We start from the raw sequence: 17,766 nt of genomic DNA, 5'->3' as shown, positions 1-17,766 counted from the left end.
TATGGCAGCGAAAATCCGTCGTGATGACGAAGTTATCGTGCTAACTGGGAAAGACAAAGGTAAGCGCGGTAAAGTAAAGCAGGTTATTTCTTCTAGTAAAGTTATCGTTGAAGGTATCAATCTGGTTAAAAAACATCAGAAGCCAGTTCCGGCTCTGAACCAACCAGGTGGCATCGTTGAAAAAGAAGCGGCTATTCAAGTTTCTAACGTTGCAATCTTTAACGCGGCAACTGGCAAGGCTGACCGTGTAGGCTTTAGATTCGAAGACGGCAAAAAAGTCCGTTTCTTCAAATCTAACAGTGAAACTATCAAGTAATTTTTGGAGTATACGATGGCGAAACTGCATGATTACTATAAAGACGAAGTAGTTAATAAACTCATGACTGAGTTTAACTACACTTCTGTCATGCAAGTCCCTCGGGTCGAGAAGATCACCCTGAATATGGGTGTTGGTGAAGCGATCGCTGATAAAAAACTGCTGGATAACGCAGCAGCTGACTTAACAGCAATCTCTGGTCAAAAACCATTGATCACCAAAGCACGCAAATCTGTTGCAGGCTTCAAAATCCGTCAGGGCTATCCAATCGGCTGTAAAGTAACTCTGCGTGGCGAACGCATGTGGGAGTTCCTTGAGCGTCTGATTTCTATTGCTGTACCACGTATTCGTGACTTCCGTGGCTTGTCCGCTAAGTCTTTCGATGGTCGCGGTAACTACAGCATGGGTGTACGTGAACAAATCATCTTCCCTGAAATCGATTACGATAAAGTGGATCGTGTACGTGGTTTAGATATTACTATCACCACTACTGCGAAATCTGATGATGAAGGTCGCGCACTGTTAGCAGCGTTCAACTTCCCGTTCCGCAAGTAAGGCAGGTTACTCATGGCTAAGAAATCTATGAAAGCGCGTGATGTTAAGCGTGCTAAATTAGCTGAGAAATTCTTCGCAAAACGCGTAGAACTGAAAGCTATCATCTCTGATGTTAAAGCATCTGATGAAGATCGCTGGGACGCTGTTCTCAAGCTGCAAACACTGCCACGTGATTCAAGTCCTTCTCGTCAGCGTAACCGCTGCCGTCAAACTGGGCGTCCGCATGGTTTCCTGCGGAAATTTGGTCTGAGCCGTATTAAAGTCCGTGAAGCCGCTATGCGCGGTGAAATCCCGGGCCTTAAAAAGGCTAGTTGGTAATTGTCACCATATTGAATCACGGGAGTAAAGACAGATGAGCATGCAAGATCCCATCGCGGATATGCTGACCCGTATCCGTAACGGTCAGGCCGCGAATAAAGTTGCGGTCACCATGCCTTCCTCCAAGCTGAAAGTGGCGATTGCCAAAGTGCTGAAGGAAGAAGGTTATATTGAAGATTTTAAAATTGAAGGCGACATCAAGCCAGAATTGGAACTGACTTTACGTTATTTCCAAGGTAAGGCTGTCGTAGAAAGCATCCAGCGTGTAAGCCGCCCAAGTCTGCGCATCTATAAGAAAAAAGATGAGCTGCCACAAGTTATGGCTGGCTTAGGTATCGCTGTTGTTTCTACCTCTAAAGGTGTCATGACTGATCGTGCAGCTCGCCAAGCTGGTCTTGGTGGCGAGATTCTCTGCTACGTAGCTTAATTCGGGAGGAAAGAATGTCTCGTGTGGCAAAAGCACCCGTCGTCATTCCTGCCGGCGTAGAGGTAAAACTCAACGGTCAGGTTATTTCGATCAAGGGTAAAAACGGCGAGCTTACTCGTACTATCCATAATGCAGTTGAAGTTAAACATGAAGATGGCCACTTAACTTTCGCTCCGCGCGAAGGTTTTGCTGATGCATGGGCACAAGCGGGTACTTCTCGCTCACTGCTGAATGCAATGGTTATCGGTGTTACCGAAGGCTTCACCAAAAAACTTCAACTGGTCGGTGTTGGTTACCGTGCAGCAATCAAAGGCAATGCAGTAAGCTTGTCTTTAGGTTTCTCGCATCCGGTTGAACACGCACTGCCAGCAGGCATTACTGCTGAATGTCCAACACAAACTGAAATCGTACTGAAAGGTGCGGATAAGCAAGTGATTGGTCAAGTTGCAGCAGAACTGCGTGCTTACCGTCGTCCTGAGCCTTATAAAGGCAAAGGTGTTCGTTACGCCGATGAAATCGTGCGTACTAAAGAGGCTAAGAAGAAGTAAGGTAACACTATGGATAAGAAAGCAGCTCGTATCCGTCGTGCGACCCGCGCACGCCGCAAGATCCAAGAGTTGGGTGCGACTCGCCTGGTGGTACATCGTACTCCACGCCATATTTATGCGCAGGTTATTGCACCTAACGGTTCTGAAACATTGGTTGCCGCTTCTACTACAGAAAAAGCTATCAATGAGCAAGTGAAATTCACTGGAAACAAAGATGCAGCAGCAGCAGTTGGTAAATTAATTGCTGAGCGTGCACTGGAAAAAGGCATCACTGTTGTTGCTTTTGACCGTTCTGGTTTCCAATATCATGGTAGAGTCCAGGCACTGGCAGATGCTGCCCGTGAAGCTGGCCTTCAGTTCTAAGGTAGAGGTGTAAGATGTCTCACATCGAAAAACAAGCTGGCGAACTGCAGGAAAAGCTGATCGCGGTAAACCGCGTAGCTAAAACCGTTAAAGGTGGCCGTATTTTCAGCTTTACCGCACTGACTGTAGTTGGTGATGGTAACGGTCGCGTTGGTTTTGGTTACGGCAAAGCGCGCGAAGTTCCGGCAGCAATCCAGAAAGCGATGGAAAAAGCCCGTCGCAGTATGAAAACCGTTGCTCTAAACAACGGCACATTATTCCACCCAGTGAAAGGTACACACACCGGTTCTCGCGTGTTTATGCAACCTGCTCACGAAGGTACCGGTATTATTGCCGGTGGTGCAATGCGTGCTGTTTTAGAGGTAGCTGGAGTTCGCAACGTACTGGCTAAAACCTATGGTTCCACTAACCCAATCAACGTGGTTCGTGCAACACTGGATGCTTTAGACAGCATGAAGTCTCCAGAAATGGTCGCAGCTAAGCGTGGAAAATCCGTCGAAGAAATTCTGGGGTAATCAGCCATGGCTAAGACTATTAAAATTACACAAGTTCGCAGTTCAATCGGTCGTCTGCCGAAACATAAGGCAACACTGGTCGGTTTAGGTCTGCGTCGCATTGGTCATACAGTAGAGCGCGAGGATACTCCTGCTGTTCGTGGTATGATCAACTTGGTTTCCTACATGGTTAAAGTTGAGGAGTAAGAGATGCGTTTAAATACTCTGTCTCCGGCTGAAGGTGCCAAGCACGCGCCTAAACGCGTAGGTCGTGGTATCGGTTCTGGTCTGGGTAAAACCGGCGGTCGTGGTCACAAAGGTCAGAAGTCTCGTTCTGGCGGTGGCGTACGTCGTGGTTTCGAAGGTGGCCAGATGCCTTTATACCGTCGTTTACCGAAATTCGGTTTCACTTCACGTAAAGCAATGATCACTGCGGAAATCCGTCTGTCTGATTTTGCTTCTGTTGAAGGCGATGTTATTGATCTGAACGCACTGAAAGCCGCGAACGTTATTGACATCCAGATTGAATACGCAAAAGTTATTCTGTCTGGCGAAGTGAATCGTGCAGTTACTGTACGTGGCCTTCGTGTTACTAAAGGTGCTCGCGCTGCAATCGAAGCTGCCGGCGGTAAAATTGAGGAATAAGTGACAGATGGCTAAACAACCAGGATTAGATTTCCAAAGTGCCAAAGGTGGAGCTGGCGAACTAAAACGCAGACTTTTGTTTGTTATTGGGGCGCTAATTGTTTTCCGAATTGGTTCTTTTATTCCAATCCCTGGTATTGATGCCACTGTGCTTGCCAAATTGCTCGAACAGCAACAAGGCACCATCATTGAAATGTTTAACATGTTCTCTGGTGGTGCTCTTAGCCGTGCTTCTATCTTTGCTCTGGGTATCATGCCGTATATTTCGGCATCGATCATTGTCCAGTTATTATCTGTGGTTAACCCACGATTAGCAGAGATCAAGAAGGAAGGAGAAGCAGGTCGTCGGAAGATAAGCCAATATACTCGCTGGGGTACTCTGGTATTAGCAATATTCCAATCTATTGGTATTGCAATGGGTCTACCGAATATGCCAGGGATGCAGGGATTAGTTCTTGATCCAGGCCTCCCATTCTACTTCACGGCAGTTGTTAGCTTAGTCACAGGAACTATGTTCCTTATGTGGTTAGGTGAGCAGATAACTGAAAGAGGTATCGGTAACGGTATTTCAATTATTATCTTCGCTGGTATCGTTGCGGGTCTCCCGCCGGCTATTGGCCATACCATCGAGCAAGCTCGGCAAGGCGATCTGCACTTCCTCCTGTTGCTGTTGGTTGCGGTATTAGTATTCGCGGTAACTTTCTTTGTAGTGTTTATGGAACGTGGCCAACGTCGTATCGTCGTAAACTACGCTAAACGCCAACAAGGACGCCGTGTCTACGCTGCACAAAGTACACATTTACCGTTAAAAGTGAATATGGCGGGTGTAATTCCTGCAATTTTTGCTTCCAGTATCATACTATTCCCGGGTACAATAGCGTCTTGGTTTGGTGATGGAACTGGCTGGGACTGGCTGACTACAGTATCTATGTACTTACAGCCTGGACAACCGTTATATGTGTTGCTTTATGCCTCTGCGATCATCTTCTTCTGTTTCTTCTATACTGCGTTGGTTTTCAACCCAAGAGAAACAGCAGATAACCTGAAGAAGTCCGGTGCATTTGTACCAGGAATTCGTCCGGGAGAGCAAACGGCCAAGTACATCGATAAGGTAATGACACGATTAACATTAATCGGTGCTCTTTATATTACCTTTATCTGCCTAATCCCGGAGTTCATGCGTGACGCAATGAAAGTACCTTTTTACTTTGGTGGTACTTCCCTCTTAATCGTGGTTGTCGTTATCATGGACTTTATGGCTCAAGTGCAAACTCTGATGATGTCAAGTCAGTATGAGTCTGCATTGAAGAAAGCAAATCTAAAAGGTAAATAATCACGCGAGTGATTATGGTTTGCTTAGAAGTTACGGAGAGTAAAAATGAAAGTTCGTGCTTCCGTCAAGAAATTATGCCGTAACTGCAAAATTATCCGTCGCAATGGTAGCGTTCGTGTGATTTGCAGTGTTGAGCCAAGACATAAACAACGTCAAGGCTAAGAAAAAGCATTTTTTTCTTGCAAAGTTGGGTTGAGCTGGCTAAATTAGCCAGCCAATCTTTTTTATCTAAGATACATTATTGTTTGAGTATCCTGAAAACGGGCTTTTCAGCACAGTAATGTATATTTTAACTTAGGAGTGCATAGTGGCCCGTATAGCAGGCATTAACATTCCTGATCATAAACATACCGTAATCGCTTTAACATCGATTTTCGGCATCGGCAAAACTCGTTCACAGGCTATCTGTGAAGCAACTGGTATTGCTGAAAATGTTAAGATCAGTGAGCTGTCTGAAGAACAAATCGACAAGCTGCGTGACGAAGTTGCTAAATACGTTGTAGAAGGTGACTTACGCCGTGAAATTACCCTGAGCATCAAGCGTCTGATGGACCTTGGATGTTACCGTGGTTTACGTCATCGTCGTGGTCTTCCTGTGCGCGGACAGCGTACTAAGACTAACGCTCGTACCCGCAAGGGTCCGCGTAAGCCGATCAAGAAATAAGTCGGGGTATTGAATAATGGCAAAGGCACCAGTTCGTGCACGTAAGCGTGTAAGAAAACAAGTCTCAGACGGTGTGGCTCATATCCATGCTTCTTTCAACAACACAATCGTTACCATTACTGACCGTCAGGGTAACGCATTAGGTTGGGCAACTGCCGGTGGTTCCGGTTTCCGTGGTTCTCGCAAATCCACTCCGTTCGCAGCTCAAGTTGCGGCAGAGCGTTGCGCAGAAGCTGTGAAAGAATACGGAATCAAAAACCTGGAAGTTATGGTTAAGGGACCGGGTCCGGGTCGCGAATCAACAATTCGTGCTCTGAACGCCGCTGGTTTCCGCATCACTAATATTACTGATGTGACTCCTATCCCTCATAACGGTTGTCGCCCACCGAAAAAACGTCGCGTTTAATACGTTTCGTTTTTTTTAGGACTGTTGGAGAAAGAAAATGGCTAGATATTTGGGTCCTAAGCTCAAGCTGAGCCGTCGCGAAGGAACAGACCTCTTCCTGAAGTCTGGTGTTCGCGCGATTGACACCAAGTGTAAATTAGAACAGGCACCTGGCCAGCACGGTGCGCGTAAACCGCGTCTGTCTGACTATGGTGTTCAGTTACGTGAAAAACAAAAAGTTCGTCGTATTTACGGTGTTCTGGAACGTCAATTCCGTAACTATTATAAAGAAGCAACTCGCCTGAAAGGCAACACAGGTGAAAACCTGCTGACCCTGCTGGAAGGTCGTTTAGATAACGTCGTTTACCGTATGGGCTTTGGCGCAACTCGCGCAGAAGCACGTCAAATGGTTAGCCACAAAGCTATCATGGTAAATGGTCGTGTAGTTAATATCGCTTCTTATCAGGTTTCCCCGAATGACGTTATCAGCGTTCGTGAGAAAGCTAAAAAACAGTCTCGTATCAAGGCTGCTTTAGAGCTGGCTGAACAGCGTGAGAAGCCAACTTGGCTGGAAGTTGATGCTGCTAAAATGGAAGGTGTGTTCAAACGTATTCCTGAACGTACTGACTTGTCTGCGGACATTAACGAACACCTGATCGTCGAGCTTTACTCCAAGTAAAGCTTAGCACCAAAGAGAGGACACAATGCAGGGTTCTGTGACAGAGTTTCTAAAACCGCGCCTGGTAGATATCGAGCAAGTGAGTTCGACGCACGCTAAGGTGACCCTTGAGCCTTTAGAGCGCGGCTTTGGCCACACTCTAGGTAACGCACTGCGCCGTATTCTGCTTTCGTCTATGCCGGGTTGTGCGGTGACAGAGGTTGAGATTGATGGTGTACTGCATGAGTACAGCACCAAAGAAGGTGTACAGGAAGATATCCTGGAGATTCTCCTCAACCTGAAAGGGCTGGCGGTAAAAGTTCAGGGGAAAGATGAAGTTATTTTAACCTTGAATAAATCTGGCATTGGCCCTGTGACTGCAGCCGACATCATCCATGATGGTGATGTCGAAATCGTCAAGCCACAGCATGTGATCTGCCACCTCACTGACGAAAGCGCATCTGTAAATATGCGTATTAAAGTTCAGCGTGGTCGTGGTTATGTGCCGGCTTCTGCCCGAGTTCATTCGGAAGAAGATGAGCGCCCAATCGGTCGTCTGTTAGTCGATGCTTGCTATAGCCCTGTAGAGCGTATTGCCTACAATGTTGAAGCAGCTCGTGTTGAGCAGCGTACTGACTTGGATAAGTTAGTAATCGAAATGGAAACTAATGGTACAATCGATCCTGAAGAGGCGATTCGCCGTGCAGCTACCATCCTGGCTGAACAACTTGAAGCTTTTGTTGACCTACGTGATGTACGTCAGCCAGAAGTTAAAGAAGAGAAACCAGAATTCGATCCTATCTTACTGCGCCCAGTTGACGATCTGGAATTGACTGTCCGCTCTGCTAACTGCCTCAAAGCAGAAGCTATCCACTACATCGGTGATCTGGTACAGCGTACAGAAGTTGAGTTGCTTAAAACTCCGAACCTTGGTAAGAAATCTCTTACTGAAATTAAGGACGTCTTGGCATCTCGTGGTCTTTCTCTGGGCATGCGCTTAGAAAATTGGCCACCAGCAAGTATTGCTGATGATTAGGATCACAGGTTAAGGTTTTACTGAGAAGGATAAGGTCATGCGCCATCGTAAGAGTGGTCGTCAATTGAACCGCAACAGCAGCCACCGCCAAGCTATGTTCCGTAACATGGCAGGTTCTTTAGTTCGTCATGAAATCATCAAGACGACTCTGCCTAAAGCGAAAGAACTGCGTCGCGTCGTTGAGCCGCTGATTACTCTTGCCAAGACCGACAGCGTAGCTAATCGTCGTCTGGCATTCGCACGTACTCGTGATAACGAGATCGTTGCAAAACTATTTAATGAACTGGGACCTCGTTTCGCAGCTCGCGCAGGTGGTTACACTCGTATTCTTAAGTGTGGCTTCCGCGCAGGTGACAACGCTCCGATGGCTTACATCGAGCTTGTTGACCGTGCTGTTGAGTCTCAAGAAGCAGCTGCAGAGTAATCTGTAATTGCTTTCAAGAAAACCGGGTGTATTGCCCGGTTTTTTTGTACCTGCTATTCTAACCCTCCAAATTAATTCTTTTCCATCCTTGAATTTTTATTTTCTATCCATACTTATAGGCATAAGCAAATGAGCATGTATAAGATAGGTCAAATAGCTAAGTTGGCAGATGTTACACCAGATACGATCCGTTTTTATGAAAAACAGGGGCTGATGGGGCACAAAACGAGAACGGAAGGCGGCTACCGGTTGTTTACGGAGCAAGATTTACAGCGCCTACGTTTCATCCGTTATGCTAAGCAGCTAGGGTTTACACTCGAAGCGATTACTGAGTTATTATCGATTCGCGTTGACCCCGAACATCACACTTGTCAGGAGTCAAAAAATATCGTTGATATTAGACTGATTGAAGTGGAAAAGAAGATCCAAGAGCTGATCATTATGAGGGACTCATTGAAAACCTTGAGTTCAGCATGTTGTGGTGATGAACATGCATCAACATACTGCTCTATCATGGAGATTTTGGAAAAAGGCGCATCAAAGATTTATTAATTTAAAACTGATTATGAAGGTAGATTATGAATAAGTATCAGCATAAGCGTGGTGAAATTAAAGATAATGCCATTGAGGCACTGTTACATGACCCTCTATTTCGCCAGAGAGTTGAGAAGAATAAGAAAGGCAAAGGAAGTTATACAAGAAAAGGAAAATCAAATAAGGCTGGTAACTGGGAGGCCAGTGGTAATCGGTTAATAAACTTATTACCACTGGCCTTTTAGTTATTTTTTATTCTGTTCTTTCAGTAAGTCACGAATTTCAGATAGTAAAACTTCCTCTGTAGATGGTGCAGCAGGCTCTGCTGGTGCAGCTTCTTCTTTTTCACGACGAACTTTGTTCATTACTTTGATCGCCATAAAAATAGCAAATGCGACAATAACAAAATCAAAAACAGTTTGGATAAACATCCCATAATTCATTACGACGGCAGGTACACTTCCTTCCGCTTCTCGAAGTACAAGGCTGAATTGTTTAAAATCTACGCCACCAATGATTAATCCAAGTGGGGGCATGATCACATCGGCGACTAATGAAGAAACAATTTTACCAAATGCAGCACCAATAATAATACCGACTGCCATATCCACAACATTGCCCTTCATGGCAAATTCGCGGAACTCTTTTAAAAAACTCATGTACGACCCCTTCCCTTTATTTATTAACTAAATGACTAAACGTGTGGAACCACGTATCAAAATTATAGTATCTAGAATTATCAACCTGCAAATTTTTACTATTTATTTTAGATAATTATAAAAAGAACGGACTTGGCTGGAACAGCTTTTCCACATCCGGAACATATTTTTTATCGGTAATAAACATAATGACATGGTCACCTTGCTCGATAATATGGTAATCACTAGCAATGATAACTTCTTCCTCTCTTACGATGGCACCAATAATTGTGCCTGGAGGAAGTTTAATTTCTGATATTTTTTTACCAACTACTTTTGAGGTGTTCTCATCACCGTGGGCGATCGCTTCAATGGCCTCTGCGACTCCTCGGCGTAGCGATGAGACACTGACAATATCCGCTTTTCTGACGTGACCAAGTAAAGCTGAAATGGTAGCTTGCTGTGGAGATACTGCAATATCAATAACACCACCTTGAACTAATTCAACATAGGCAGACCGTTGAATTAATACCATGGCTTTTTTGGCTCCCATTTTTTTTGCAAGCATAGCGGACATGATGTTTGCTTCATCATCATTGGTAAGAGCAATAAACACATCCATTTGTTCAATGTGTTCTTCAGTCAGTAACTCTTGATCTGAGGCATCGCCATAAAAAACAATCGTATCGTGGAGCAATTCAGCCAATTCAGTTGCTCTTTCCTGATTACGTTCAATCAGTTTAACGCTATAGTCTTTTTCCAATCGCTTAGCTAAACCAGCACCTACGTTACCACCACCCACAATCATTAAACGCTTGTATGGTTTTTCTAATCGCTGAAGCTCACTCATTACTGCTCTAATATGTTGAGTGGAGGCAACGAAGAAAACTTCATCACCCGCTTCAATAATGGTTGAGCCTTGAGGACGAATCGGCCTATCTTGACGGAATATGGCGACAACGCGAGTATCAATGTGCGGCATGTGTTCACGTAAGCTAGACAATGCATTACCCACCAGAGAACCGCCATAGTAGGCTTTTACAGCGACAATACTTACTTTACCTTCAGCAAAGTTAACGACCTGTAGGGCGCCCGGGTATTGGATAAGTTTATAGATATATTCAATAACCAGCTGTTCTGGTGATATCAGATAATCAATAGGGATTTGCTCTGCCAAAAAAAGCTTGTCAGCTTCGCGGATATATTCGGTTGCACGAATACGCGCGATTTTATTCGGTGTATTAAATAGGCTATAAGCAATTTGGCAAGCAACCATGTTGGTTTCATCCGAGTTAGTCACTGCAACTAACATATCCGCATCTTCAGCTCCAGCATCTCTAAGAACTCGAGGGTGGGAGCCATGCCCATTAACGACGCGTAGATCAAATTGATCCTGTAGCTGACGCAAGCGATCGGCATTGGTATCAACAACGGTAATATCGTTATTTTCATCCACTAAGTTTTCAGCGAGTGTCCCACCGACTTGCCCTGCACCTAGAATAATGATCTTCATAGCATCTTCCTATCTCAGAGTCTTTGTTAAATATTACTGTACGTGCTTGAGTAAGCGGGCGTAAAAGAAACCATCGCCCCCAGTTGCGCTTGGTAATATTTGTAGGCCTAATTCTGTACCATCATTCATACTTGCATCAGTATGTTTAGAAAGGAAATGCTGAATTTGCTGGCTATTTTCTTCAGGCATGATGGAGCATGTGGCATACACTAATGTACCGCCAGGTTTTAAGTATGGCCATACAGCCTCTAAGATTTGAGCCTGTAGCTGAGATAGCTCTTGAATATCTGAATCGCGTCTTAGCCATTTAATATCAGGGTGGCGCCTAATAACTCCCGTTGCAGAACACGGAGCATCAAGCAAAATACGATCGAATTGTTGATCTTTCGCCCACTCTTCAGGTTTCGTACCATCCCCTTGAATAACAATAGCTTGTTGCTTCAATCTTTGCAGATTTTCTTTCACTCGTTTGAGTCGTGACTCATCAATGTCTACAGCAAGAACATGGGCTTTAGGAGCTAGTTCTAAAATATGTGTTGTTTTTCCGCCCGGAGCGGCACATAAGTCGAGAATATTCTCGCCATTAACTGGAGAGAGTAATTCAGCACAGCCTTGCGCAGAAACATCTTGCACTGTAGACCAGCCATCTTCAAAACCAGGTAAACCGGTAACGGGAGCCGCTTCTTCTAAGCGAATTGCACTTGGATGGGATGGGTGCAAGTGTGCTGTAATTTCCGCTTGTTCGAGTAACTCTAAATATTGCGCGGCAGTATGATGTTGAGAATTAACTCTTAACCACATCGGGGGACGTTGGTTATTGGCATCAACGATATTTTCCCAGTTATCAGGGTAGGCAGTTTGAATGCGTTTTAATAACCAACTAGGATGTAAATATTGGCTATTGTTATTTGTATTGCGCTCTTCTAACTGAACTTGCTGACGCTGAAAAGATCGTAGTACTCCATTTATTAGGCCTTTCAATTGTGGGCGCTTTAATGCAACAGCACCATCCACGGTTTCTGCTAAAGCTGCATGTGCAGGGATGCGTGTATAGAGCAATTGATAGATCCCAACCATGATGAGGTAATGCAAAGTTCTTTGCTTGCCTGTTAGCGGTTTTTCCATAAGCTGGCTAATAAACCATTCGAGCTTTGGTAGATAACGTAAAACACCGAAGCAAATTTCTTGCAGTAGTGCTTTATCTTTATCATTAATATTACGTTGAAGATCAGGTAAAACGGTACTTAACGATTGTCCGTTATCTAAAACCTGACTAATGGCGGTCGCAGCGATACTACGCAAATTATATTTGTTTTTCATAATTGAAAGAGAGTCTATTAGTTATTTAAGTAGCATTACCGGATCTGCATTTTCAGGTAATGCTACCAATATATTAGTCTAGCAATTGCTCAGGTATGAACCATTCGCGGCGGGAGTTAAGGATATCTTGCGCACTCATCGCTTTTTTACCAGGTGGTTGTAGCTGCGTAATATTTAATATCCCATTGCCAGTAGCAACACTGATGCCTTTTTTATCGGCACTGATGATAGTACCTGGGCGCTGATTATGCGCTTGAGCGATGACTTCCGCTTGCCATACTTTGATTAATTGCTCTTGAACCATGAAATAACTCATTGGCCAAGGGTTAAAGGCACGAATACAGCGTTCAATGTGTTCAGCAGGTAGTTTCCAATCAATTCGCGCTTCATCTTTAGATAATTTTTCAGCGTAATTGGCAAGTGAATCATCTTGTTTTTCTGGGGAACAATGGCCCGAAGAGAGTAAATCTACTGTATGAATGAGCGCTTTAGGCCCTGTCATCGCCAGCTTTTCATATAAAGTCGCACTCGTATCTTCAGCCGTAATCGGGCAAGTGGCTTTATATAACATATCTCCAGTATCAAGACCGGCATCCATCTGCATGATCGTGACACCAGTTTCATGGTCGCCAGCCCAAATAGATCGTTGAATTGGAGCTGCACCTCTCCAGCGTGGTAACAATGAACCATGAACATTCAAACAGCCTAAACGGGGAATATCCAAAACGGCTTGTGGCAGGATCAAACCATAAGCAACGACAATCATCAGATCAGCATTTTGATCTTTGATCCATTGTTGATTGTCTGGATCACGTAAAGTAACGGGCTGGAAAACAGGTATTCCATGTTCTTCCGCAAGAATTTTCACTGGGCTCGGTGTTAGCTTTTTGCCTCTACCTGCAGGTTTATCGTGACGAGTTAATACACCAACAACGTTATGATTGGTTTCTAACAATGCAGCCAAGTGTTTAGCTGCGAAATCAGGCGTACCTGCAAAAATAATTCTTAATGGTTCTGACACGATCCTTTCCCATTTATAGTAATAAAGACTAACTTATTATCAAATCAACGATTTTTAGCTTCTTTAGCTCTCAGTCTATCAAGTTTTTCTACTTTCTGGCGGATACGTTGGCGCTTTAACGGTGATAAGTAATCAACGAATAGTTTTCCAACTAAATGGTCCATTTCATGTTGAATACAGATAGCCAGTAGACCATCAGCTTCAAGTTCAAATGAAGTACCGTTATAATCAAGAGCACGCACTTTCACTTTCTCCGCCCTTGGTACAAATCCTAGCTGTTCAGGGATTGATAGGCAGCCTTCTTCTATACCTGTTTCACCTTCTTTATTAAGAAGCTCAGGATTGATAAGTACAAGGCGCTCATTACGTGATTCAGAAACGTCAATAACAATGATGCGCTGGTGGATATCCACTTGCGTTGCTGCGAGCCCAATGCCTTCCTCGTCATACATCGTATCGAACATATCATCAATAATACGCTGGATAGATACATCAACTTTTTCAACTGGTTTTGCAACGGTGCGAAGGCGCTCGTCTGGGTAATGTAACACGTTTAAGACTGACATAAATTTTTCGAGTAGTTTCCAAAATTTGAAAAGTAATTACCGTCTATTCTAGACATTTATCAGTCATATTGACAGTATTGGTTATGATTTGTTCGTTTCCAAATGTGCTAACTTATCTGTCAGGAAGACAAAATGAATGAACAGGAAATATGGCTAAGGCTTTCGCAAGTTAGCCGCGTTGGGATAAAAACAGCACTAAAGATAATATCTAAATTAAAACAATTGGATAAAGTAAATCATACAGGCTTAAAGGTCTGTGGGCTGAATGAAATGCAGCGATTGCAATTCTTAAATGTCCCTTTAAAGCGTATTGATTCAACTTTGAAATGGTTGGAAGTCAAAGAAAATCAATTAATTACATTTTTAGATGCGCAATATCCTTTTTTGTTAAAGCAGATATATAACCCTCCTTTATTACTGTTTGTGTCGGGACGAAGTGAATTATTATCTGAAAAGCAAATTGCCGTCATAGGAAGCCGGCAAGTTACTGCATATGGTAAAAAATGGACTGAAGCATTTGTTAGAAAATTCATCGATTATAATTTGGTGATCACTAGCGGTTTAGCATTAGGAATTGATGGTATCAGTCATAGAACTGCAATAGAAAACCAAGGAAAGACAGTCGCAGTATTAGGAAGTGGACTTTCCCATATTTATCCAAAACAACACGTTGATCTAGCAGAACGAATTAGGTCTGAAGGGGTATTAGTTTCAGAGTATTTTCCTGATGCTCCTCCATTAGCAAAACAGTTTCCTCGAAGAAATCGTATCATTAGTGGGCTAAGCAAAGCAGTATTGGTTATTGAAGCGGGTATGAAAAGTGGGTCGTTGATTACAGCTCGATATGCAATTGAACAAAATCGAGATCTATTTACACTGCCTGCACCATTAGGTAACTCAGCATTTAGCGGCAATCATTGGTTGATACAACAAGGGGCATACTTATTGGTAGAGCCCGAGGATATATTGCTACATTTAGAATGCTCACCAAATTGGATACAACCAGAGCTAGAGATTGAAACCACTGCTGAGCCAGAGTTAAATCTGACAGAAAGTCGGATTTTAGGTATGGTAGGCTACCAATCGACCCCTGTAGATATTATCGCGACTGAGTTACAGTTACCTATCACGCAAGTGATTTCAGCCTTAACTGAACTGGAGATAGATGGTGCAGTTATATCAGTGGCTGGTGGATATATTCGAGTCAGTTAGTTGTTGAAGAAGAGAATGGATTAAACAAAAACATGTCGAAGCAATTGCCTTTTGATACAGATAAAAATGAATACTGTCCTGAATGTAACTCTTTGCTGGTTATTCGAAACGGAGCTCATGGGCCTTTTTTAGCGTGCTCTGGTTACCCTCAATGTCATTATATTAAGCCATTAAGAGCTGTTGCTGAGACTCACATTGTCAAAGTATTGGAAGGTCAAAGCTGTCCTAAATGCGGATATGATTTGGTGTTAAAACAAGGGCGTTTTGGGATGTTTATTGGCTGTAGCCACTATCCTGAATGTGAACATACAGAGCTCATCGATAAACCGGATGAAACTAAGGTTCCTTGTCCTCAATGCCAAACAGGTAATTTACTACAAAGAAAATCCCGTTTTGGTAAAACTTTTTATGCTTGCGATAATTATCCTAACTGTCAGTTTATCCTGAATAATAAGCCTGTAGTGGGAAAATGTCAGTCTTGTGAATACCCATTACTTATGGAAAAAAAGGTTGGACAGGGAGTAAGATTGTTCTGTGCCAGCAAACGCTGCGGTCAGTTACAAGAAGAACTATGAGTTAAAACTATGCAAAATCAATCTACACCTGCAATTAAAAATATTATTGAAGCATTGAAACAACAACAAGTTATCGCTTATCCAACTGAAGCCGTTTTTGGCTTAGGATGTGACCCTGATAGTGAAGTTGCGGTAAATAAATTACTTGAATTGAAACAGCGCCCTTGGGAAAAAGGGTTAATTTTGATCGCTGATAATTATGAGCAGCTCAAAAATTATGTCGATGACAGCAAACTTAATGAGCAGCAGCGCCAAGCGATGTTTGCTACATGGCCAGGGCCTGTCACCTGGGTGATCCCGGCAAAGAAAACGACACCAAAATGGTTAACGGGTCAATTTGATACTTTAGCTGTTCGTGTGACAAACCATGAATTAGTGAAAGCGCTTTGCAGTGAATATGGCAAGCCAGTTGTATCAACGAGTGCAAATTTGAGTGGGTTGGAACCATGTCGAACCACAGAAGAGGTGATTGCGCAGTTTAAAGATACGATCCCCGTTCTTGATGGGGCTGTTGGTGGAAGATTAAATCCATCAGAAATTCGAGATGCTTTAACTGGGCAATTGTATCGTAAAGGATAATGATTAATGGGAATGTTTGCAGTTTTTGGTAATCCGATTCAACACAGTAAATCACCCTCAATACATCAAATGTTTGCTAAGCAGGTAGGCATTGATCTTGAATACCAGAAAATACTTGCTCCCGTAGAAGATTTTGAAGCTTATTTATCAGACTTTTTTGAAAAAGGCGGACAGGGTGCAAACATTACATTGCCGTTTAAAGAAAGGGCCTTTCAATTTGTATCAGAGTTAACGGAAAGAGCTCAAACCTGTGGCGCCGTAAATACCATTAGAAAGCTCGATAATCACCGCTTTTTGGGTGACAATACTGATGGTGCGGGATTGTTGCTTGATTTACAGCGCCTTGGGTTTGTATCGTCTTCAAGCAAAATATTAGTTATTGGAGCTGGTGGCGCAACTCGTGGCGCTTTATTACCTCTACTTGAGTACGGCTGCGATATTACGTTGACTAACCGAACCTTTATAAAAGCAGAATCTTTGTCTCACCAGTTTTCGGCTCTTGGGAAAATACAGAGTAGACCAATGGAGAAGCTCATTTCGGCGGAATTTGATCTGATTATTAATGGTACGTCTTCAGGAGTGACTGGAGAGATTCCTAAAATCAGTCCTGAACTGTTTTCTGAACAGACCGCATGTTATGACATGTTTTATCAACGAGGTTTAACACCCTTTTTGTCATTCGCTAAGCAGCATCAAGTGAATAAGCTAGCTGATGGCTTAGGTATGCTGGTTGGGCAAGCGGCATTTGCGTTTAAACTTTGGCATGGGGTGATACCAGAGATTGAGCCAGTATTAAAAGAGTTAAAAAAGGAACTTGAATAATGAATCAAGCGATTCAATTTCCAGACAGGGAAGTATGGGACCCGGCTATCAATAAGGTGCGTTTTCCTGTTTTAGTTAATGGACTACTTTCAGAGTGTGTTGTTTCACAAGCCCTACTTATTAAACGATATGGCCAGAATGAAGCTCCACTGGCGCTTTTTCAACATTATCGCTGGGATATAGAAGAAGAGTTCGAGGCCTTGATTGAACAAGGACTCGACAATGAACATGGCTTCTATGAATTGCTGGACGATAAGTAATTATTTTTCCACTCAACATAATTATTAGCTGAATAACGTAAATGACTAAGTTCAGCTTCGGTGAGCTTTCGAATCGCTTTGGCTGGGCTTCCCATATATAAGTAACCAGACTCTAACCTTTTTCCCTGAGTGACTAGGCTATTAGCGCCGATCACGACATCATCTTCAATAATAGCCCCATCGATCACGATAGATCCCATACCGACAAGAACTCGATTACCTATCGTGCATCCGTGCAGCATGACTTTATGTCCAACAGTGACATCTTCCCCAATGATTAATGGATTTCCATCAGGATTGCTGGTGGACTTATGGGTGACATGTAACACGGAGCCATCCTGAATATTCGTTCGTGCCCCTATAGAGATATAATTCACATCGCCGCGTAGCACTGATAGTGGCCAGATACTTACATCTTCGGCTAAGCGAACATCTCCAATGACGACAGAAGATGGGTCAATAAAAACATTTGTAGCGACTGAAGGGAAGGTTTCTAAATAAGGTCTTAAAGATGTATTCATATTCGTAGCCATAAAACGTAGATGGATATAAAGGTAACT

At 43.4% G+C, this 17,766-nt stretch carries 29 protein-coding genes; 23 read left to right on the top strand and 6 right to left on the bottom strand.

The window, feature by feature from the left end; translation table 11 throughout:
- Position 1: 1 nt before the first annotated feature.
- From rplX to ACY3ZI_RS19730, 18 genes are all read left to right on the top strand, one after another.
- Positions 2–316 (top strand): 50S ribosomal protein L24, encoded by a 315-nt coding sequence (rplX, locus tag ACY3ZI_RS19815; protein WP_004265452.1) that lies wholly within the window; start codon positions 2–4, stop codon positions 314–316.
- 15 nt (positions 317–331) lie between these two features.
- Complete coding sequence (gene rplE / locus ACY3ZI_RS19810; RefSeq protein WP_006657019.1) at positions 332–871, top strand: 50S ribosomal protein L5; 540 nt, start codon at positions 332–334, stop codon at positions 869–871.
- Positions 872–883: 12 nt separating this feature from the next.
- Positions 884–1,189: a 30S ribosomal protein S14 gene (gene rpsN / locus ACY3ZI_RS19805; RefSeq protein ID WP_004265458.1), complete on the top strand. Its 306-nt coding sequence runs from the start codon at positions 884–886 to the stop codon at positions 1,187–1,189.
- Between the two features lie 34 nt (positions 1,190–1,223).
- The gene (rpsH, locus tag ACY3ZI_RS19800) at positions 1,224–1,616 is read left to right on the top strand and encodes a 30S ribosomal protein S8 (protein ID WP_004907134.1); all 393 of its coding nucleotides are present in this window, start codon (positions 1,224–1,226) and stop codon (positions 1,614–1,616) included.
- Between the two features lie 14 nt (positions 1,617–1,630).
- Entirely contained in the window at positions 1,631–2,164 is a 534-nt protein-coding gene (gene rplF, locus ACY3ZI_RS19795) for a 50S ribosomal protein L6 (protein WP_006657020.1), read from the top strand.
- Positions 2,165–2,173: 9 nt separating this feature from the next.
- The gene (rplR, locus tag ACY3ZI_RS19790; RefSeq protein ID WP_006816326.1) at positions 2,174–2,527 is read left to right on the top strand and encodes a 50S ribosomal protein L18; all 354 of its coding nucleotides are present in this window, start codon (positions 2,174–2,176) and stop codon (positions 2,525–2,527) included.
- A 14-nt stretch (positions 2,528–2,541) separates the two neighbouring features.
- Positions 2,542–3,042, top strand: a complete 501-nt coding sequence (gene rpsE / locus ACY3ZI_RS19785) for a 30S ribosomal protein S5 (RefSeq protein WP_006657022.1) — start codon at positions 2,542–2,544, stop codon at positions 3,040–3,042.
- Positions 3,043–3,048: 6 nt separating this feature from the next.
- Positions 3,049–3,228, top strand: a complete 180-nt coding sequence (rpmD, locus tag ACY3ZI_RS19780; protein WP_006657023.1) for a 50S ribosomal protein L30 — start codon at positions 3,049–3,051, stop codon at positions 3,226–3,228.
- A gap of 3 nt (positions 3,229–3,231) precedes the next feature.
- Positions 3,232–3,666 (top strand): 50S ribosomal protein L15, encoded by a 435-nt coding sequence (rplO, locus tag ACY3ZI_RS19775; protein ID WP_006657024.1) that lies wholly within the window; start codon positions 3,232–3,234, stop codon positions 3,664–3,666.
- A 7-nt stretch (positions 3,667–3,673) separates the two neighbouring features.
- Entirely contained in the window at positions 3,674–4,999 is a 1,326-nt protein-coding gene (gene secY, locus ACY3ZI_RS19770) for a preprotein translocase subunit SecY (protein WP_036955906.1), read from the top strand.
- Between the two features lie 45 nt (positions 5,000–5,044).
- A complete protein-coding gene (gene rpmJ, locus ACY3ZI_RS19765; RefSeq protein ID WP_004265484.1) occupies positions 5,045–5,161 on the top strand; it encodes a 50S ribosomal protein L36 in 117 nt (38 codons plus the stop codon).
- Positions 5,162–5,306: 145 nt separating this feature from the next.
- Positions 5,307–5,663 carry a 30S ribosomal protein S13 gene (gene rpsM / locus ACY3ZI_RS19760; RefSeq protein ID WP_004907144.1) on the top strand — a complete coding sequence of 119 codons (357 nt, stop codon included), beginning with the start codon at positions 5,307–5,309 and terminating at the stop codon, positions 5,661–5,663.
- Positions 5,664–5,679: 16 nt separating this feature from the next.
- Positions 5,680–6,069: a 30S ribosomal protein S11 gene (gene rpsK / locus ACY3ZI_RS19755; protein WP_004388621.1), complete on the top strand. Its 390-nt coding sequence runs from the start codon at positions 5,680–5,682 to the stop codon at positions 6,067–6,069.
- 37 nt (positions 6,070–6,106) lie between these two features.
- Positions 6,107–6,727, top strand: a complete 621-nt coding sequence (gene rpsD / locus ACY3ZI_RS19750) for a 30S ribosomal protein S4 (RefSeq protein WP_004265487.1) — start codon at positions 6,107–6,109, stop codon at positions 6,725–6,727.
- Between the two features lie 25 nt (positions 6,728–6,752).
- Complete coding sequence (locus tag ACY3ZI_RS19745; protein ID WP_036955903.1) at positions 6,753–7,742, top strand: DNA-directed RNA polymerase subunit alpha; 990 nt, start codon at positions 6,753–6,755, stop codon at positions 7,740–7,742.
- A gap of 37 nt (positions 7,743–7,779) precedes the next feature.
- Complete coding sequence (rplQ, locus tag ACY3ZI_RS19740) at positions 7,780–8,166, top strand: 50S ribosomal protein L17 (protein ID WP_036955900.1); 387 nt, start codon at positions 7,780–7,782, stop codon at positions 8,164–8,166.
- Between the two features lie 135 nt (positions 8,167–8,301).
- Positions 8,302–8,718 (top strand): Zn(2+)-responsive transcriptional regulator, encoded by a 417-nt coding sequence (zntR, locus tag ACY3ZI_RS19735; protein ID WP_036955922.1) that lies wholly within the window; start codon positions 8,302–8,304, stop codon positions 8,716–8,718.
- 26 nt (positions 8,719–8,744) lie between these two features.
- Positions 8,745–8,945 (top strand): alternative ribosome-rescue factor A, encoded by a 201-nt coding sequence (locus ACY3ZI_RS19730; protein WP_249215551.1) that lies wholly within the window; start codon positions 8,745–8,747, stop codon positions 8,943–8,945.
- Here the strand turns inward: ACY3ZI_RS19730 and mscL are convergent, their stop codons facing one another.
- The 5 genes from mscL to def all read right to left on the bottom strand — a co-directional run bounded on the left by mscL (position 8,946) and on the right by def (position 13,758).
- A complete protein-coding gene (gene mscL / locus ACY3ZI_RS19725) occupies positions 8,946–9,359 on the bottom strand; it encodes a large-conductance mechanosensitive channel protein MscL (RefSeq protein WP_036955890.1) in 414 nt (137 codons plus the stop codon).
- Positions 9,360–9,474: 115 nt separating this feature from the next.
- The gene (gene trkA, locus ACY3ZI_RS19720) at positions 9,475–10,851 is read right to left on the bottom strand and encodes a Trk system potassium transporter TrkA (RefSeq protein WP_036955884.1); all 1,377 of its coding nucleotides are present in this window, start codon (positions 10,849–10,851) and stop codon (positions 9,475–9,477) included.
- 33 nt (positions 10,852–10,884) lie between these two features.
- Positions 10,885–12,171: a 16S rRNA (cytosine(967)-C(5))-methyltransferase RsmB gene (gene rsmB / locus ACY3ZI_RS19715; protein WP_036955881.1), complete on the bottom strand. Its 1,287-nt coding sequence runs from the start codon at positions 12,169–12,171 to the stop codon at positions 10,885–10,887.
- A 73-nt stretch (positions 12,172–12,244) separates the two neighbouring features.
- Positions 12,245–13,192 carry a methionyl-tRNA formyltransferase gene (gene fmt, locus ACY3ZI_RS19710; protein WP_211888005.1) on the bottom strand — a complete coding sequence of 316 codons (948 nt, stop codon included), beginning with the start codon at positions 13,190–13,192 and terminating at the stop codon, positions 12,245–12,247.
- A gap of 44 nt (positions 13,193–13,236) precedes the next feature.
- Positions 13,237–13,758 (bottom strand): peptide deformylase, encoded by a 522-nt coding sequence (def, locus tag ACY3ZI_RS19705; protein ID WP_211888006.1) that lies wholly within the window; start codon positions 13,756–13,758, stop codon positions 13,237–13,239.
- Positions 13,759–13,890: 132 nt separating this feature from the next.
- Here def and dprA point away from each other — a divergent pair, with 132 nt between their 5' ends.
- From dprA to ACY3ZI_RS19680, 5 genes are read left to right on the top strand one after another with little or no spacing between them, the layout of a single operon-like run.
- Positions 13,891–14,970 carry a DNA-processing protein DprA gene (gene dprA / locus ACY3ZI_RS19700; protein ID WP_487375733.1) on the top strand — a complete coding sequence of 360 codons (1,080 nt, stop codon included), beginning with the start codon at positions 13,891–13,893 and terminating at the stop codon, positions 14,968–14,970.
- Between the two features lie 32 nt (positions 14,971–15,002).
- Entirely contained in the window at positions 15,003–15,545 is a 543-nt protein-coding gene (locus tag ACY3ZI_RS19695; protein WP_036955862.1) for a DNA topoisomerase family protein, read from the top strand.
- Positions 15,546–15,554: 9 nt separating this feature from the next.
- The gene (gene tsaC, locus ACY3ZI_RS19690) at positions 15,555–16,124 is read left to right on the top strand and encodes an L-threonylcarbamoyladenylate synthase type 1 TsaC (protein WP_211888008.1); all 570 of its coding nucleotides are present in this window, start codon (positions 15,555–15,557) and stop codon (positions 16,122–16,124) included.
- A gap of 6 nt (positions 16,125–16,130) precedes the next feature.
- Positions 16,131–16,946: a shikimate dehydrogenase gene (gene aroE / locus ACY3ZI_RS19685; protein WP_211888009.1), complete on the top strand. Its 816-nt coding sequence runs from the start codon at positions 16,131–16,133 to the stop codon at positions 16,944–16,946.
- Complete coding sequence (locus tag ACY3ZI_RS19680) at positions 16,946–17,206, top strand: DUF1488 family protein (protein WP_211888010.1); 261 nt, start codon at positions 16,946–16,948, stop codon at positions 17,204–17,206. The genes aroE and ACY3ZI_RS19680 overlap by 1 nt, the downstream gene beginning before the upstream one ends.
- On the opposite strand, the gene ACY3ZI_RS19675 is transcribed toward ACY3ZI_RS19680, so the two are convergent.
- Entirely contained in the window at positions 17,182–17,727 is a 546-nt protein-coding gene (locus ACY3ZI_RS19675) for a gamma carbonic anhydrase family protein (RefSeq protein WP_211888011.1), read from the bottom strand. The two genes, ACY3ZI_RS19680 and ACY3ZI_RS19675, sit on opposite strands and share 25 nt — an antisense overlap.
- Between the last annotated feature and the right edge of the window lie 39 nt (positions 17,728–17,766).

Source organism: Providencia sp. LY12 (assembly GCF_057621555.1).
This window is presented reverse-complemented; position numbering and strand designations above follow the sequence as displayed.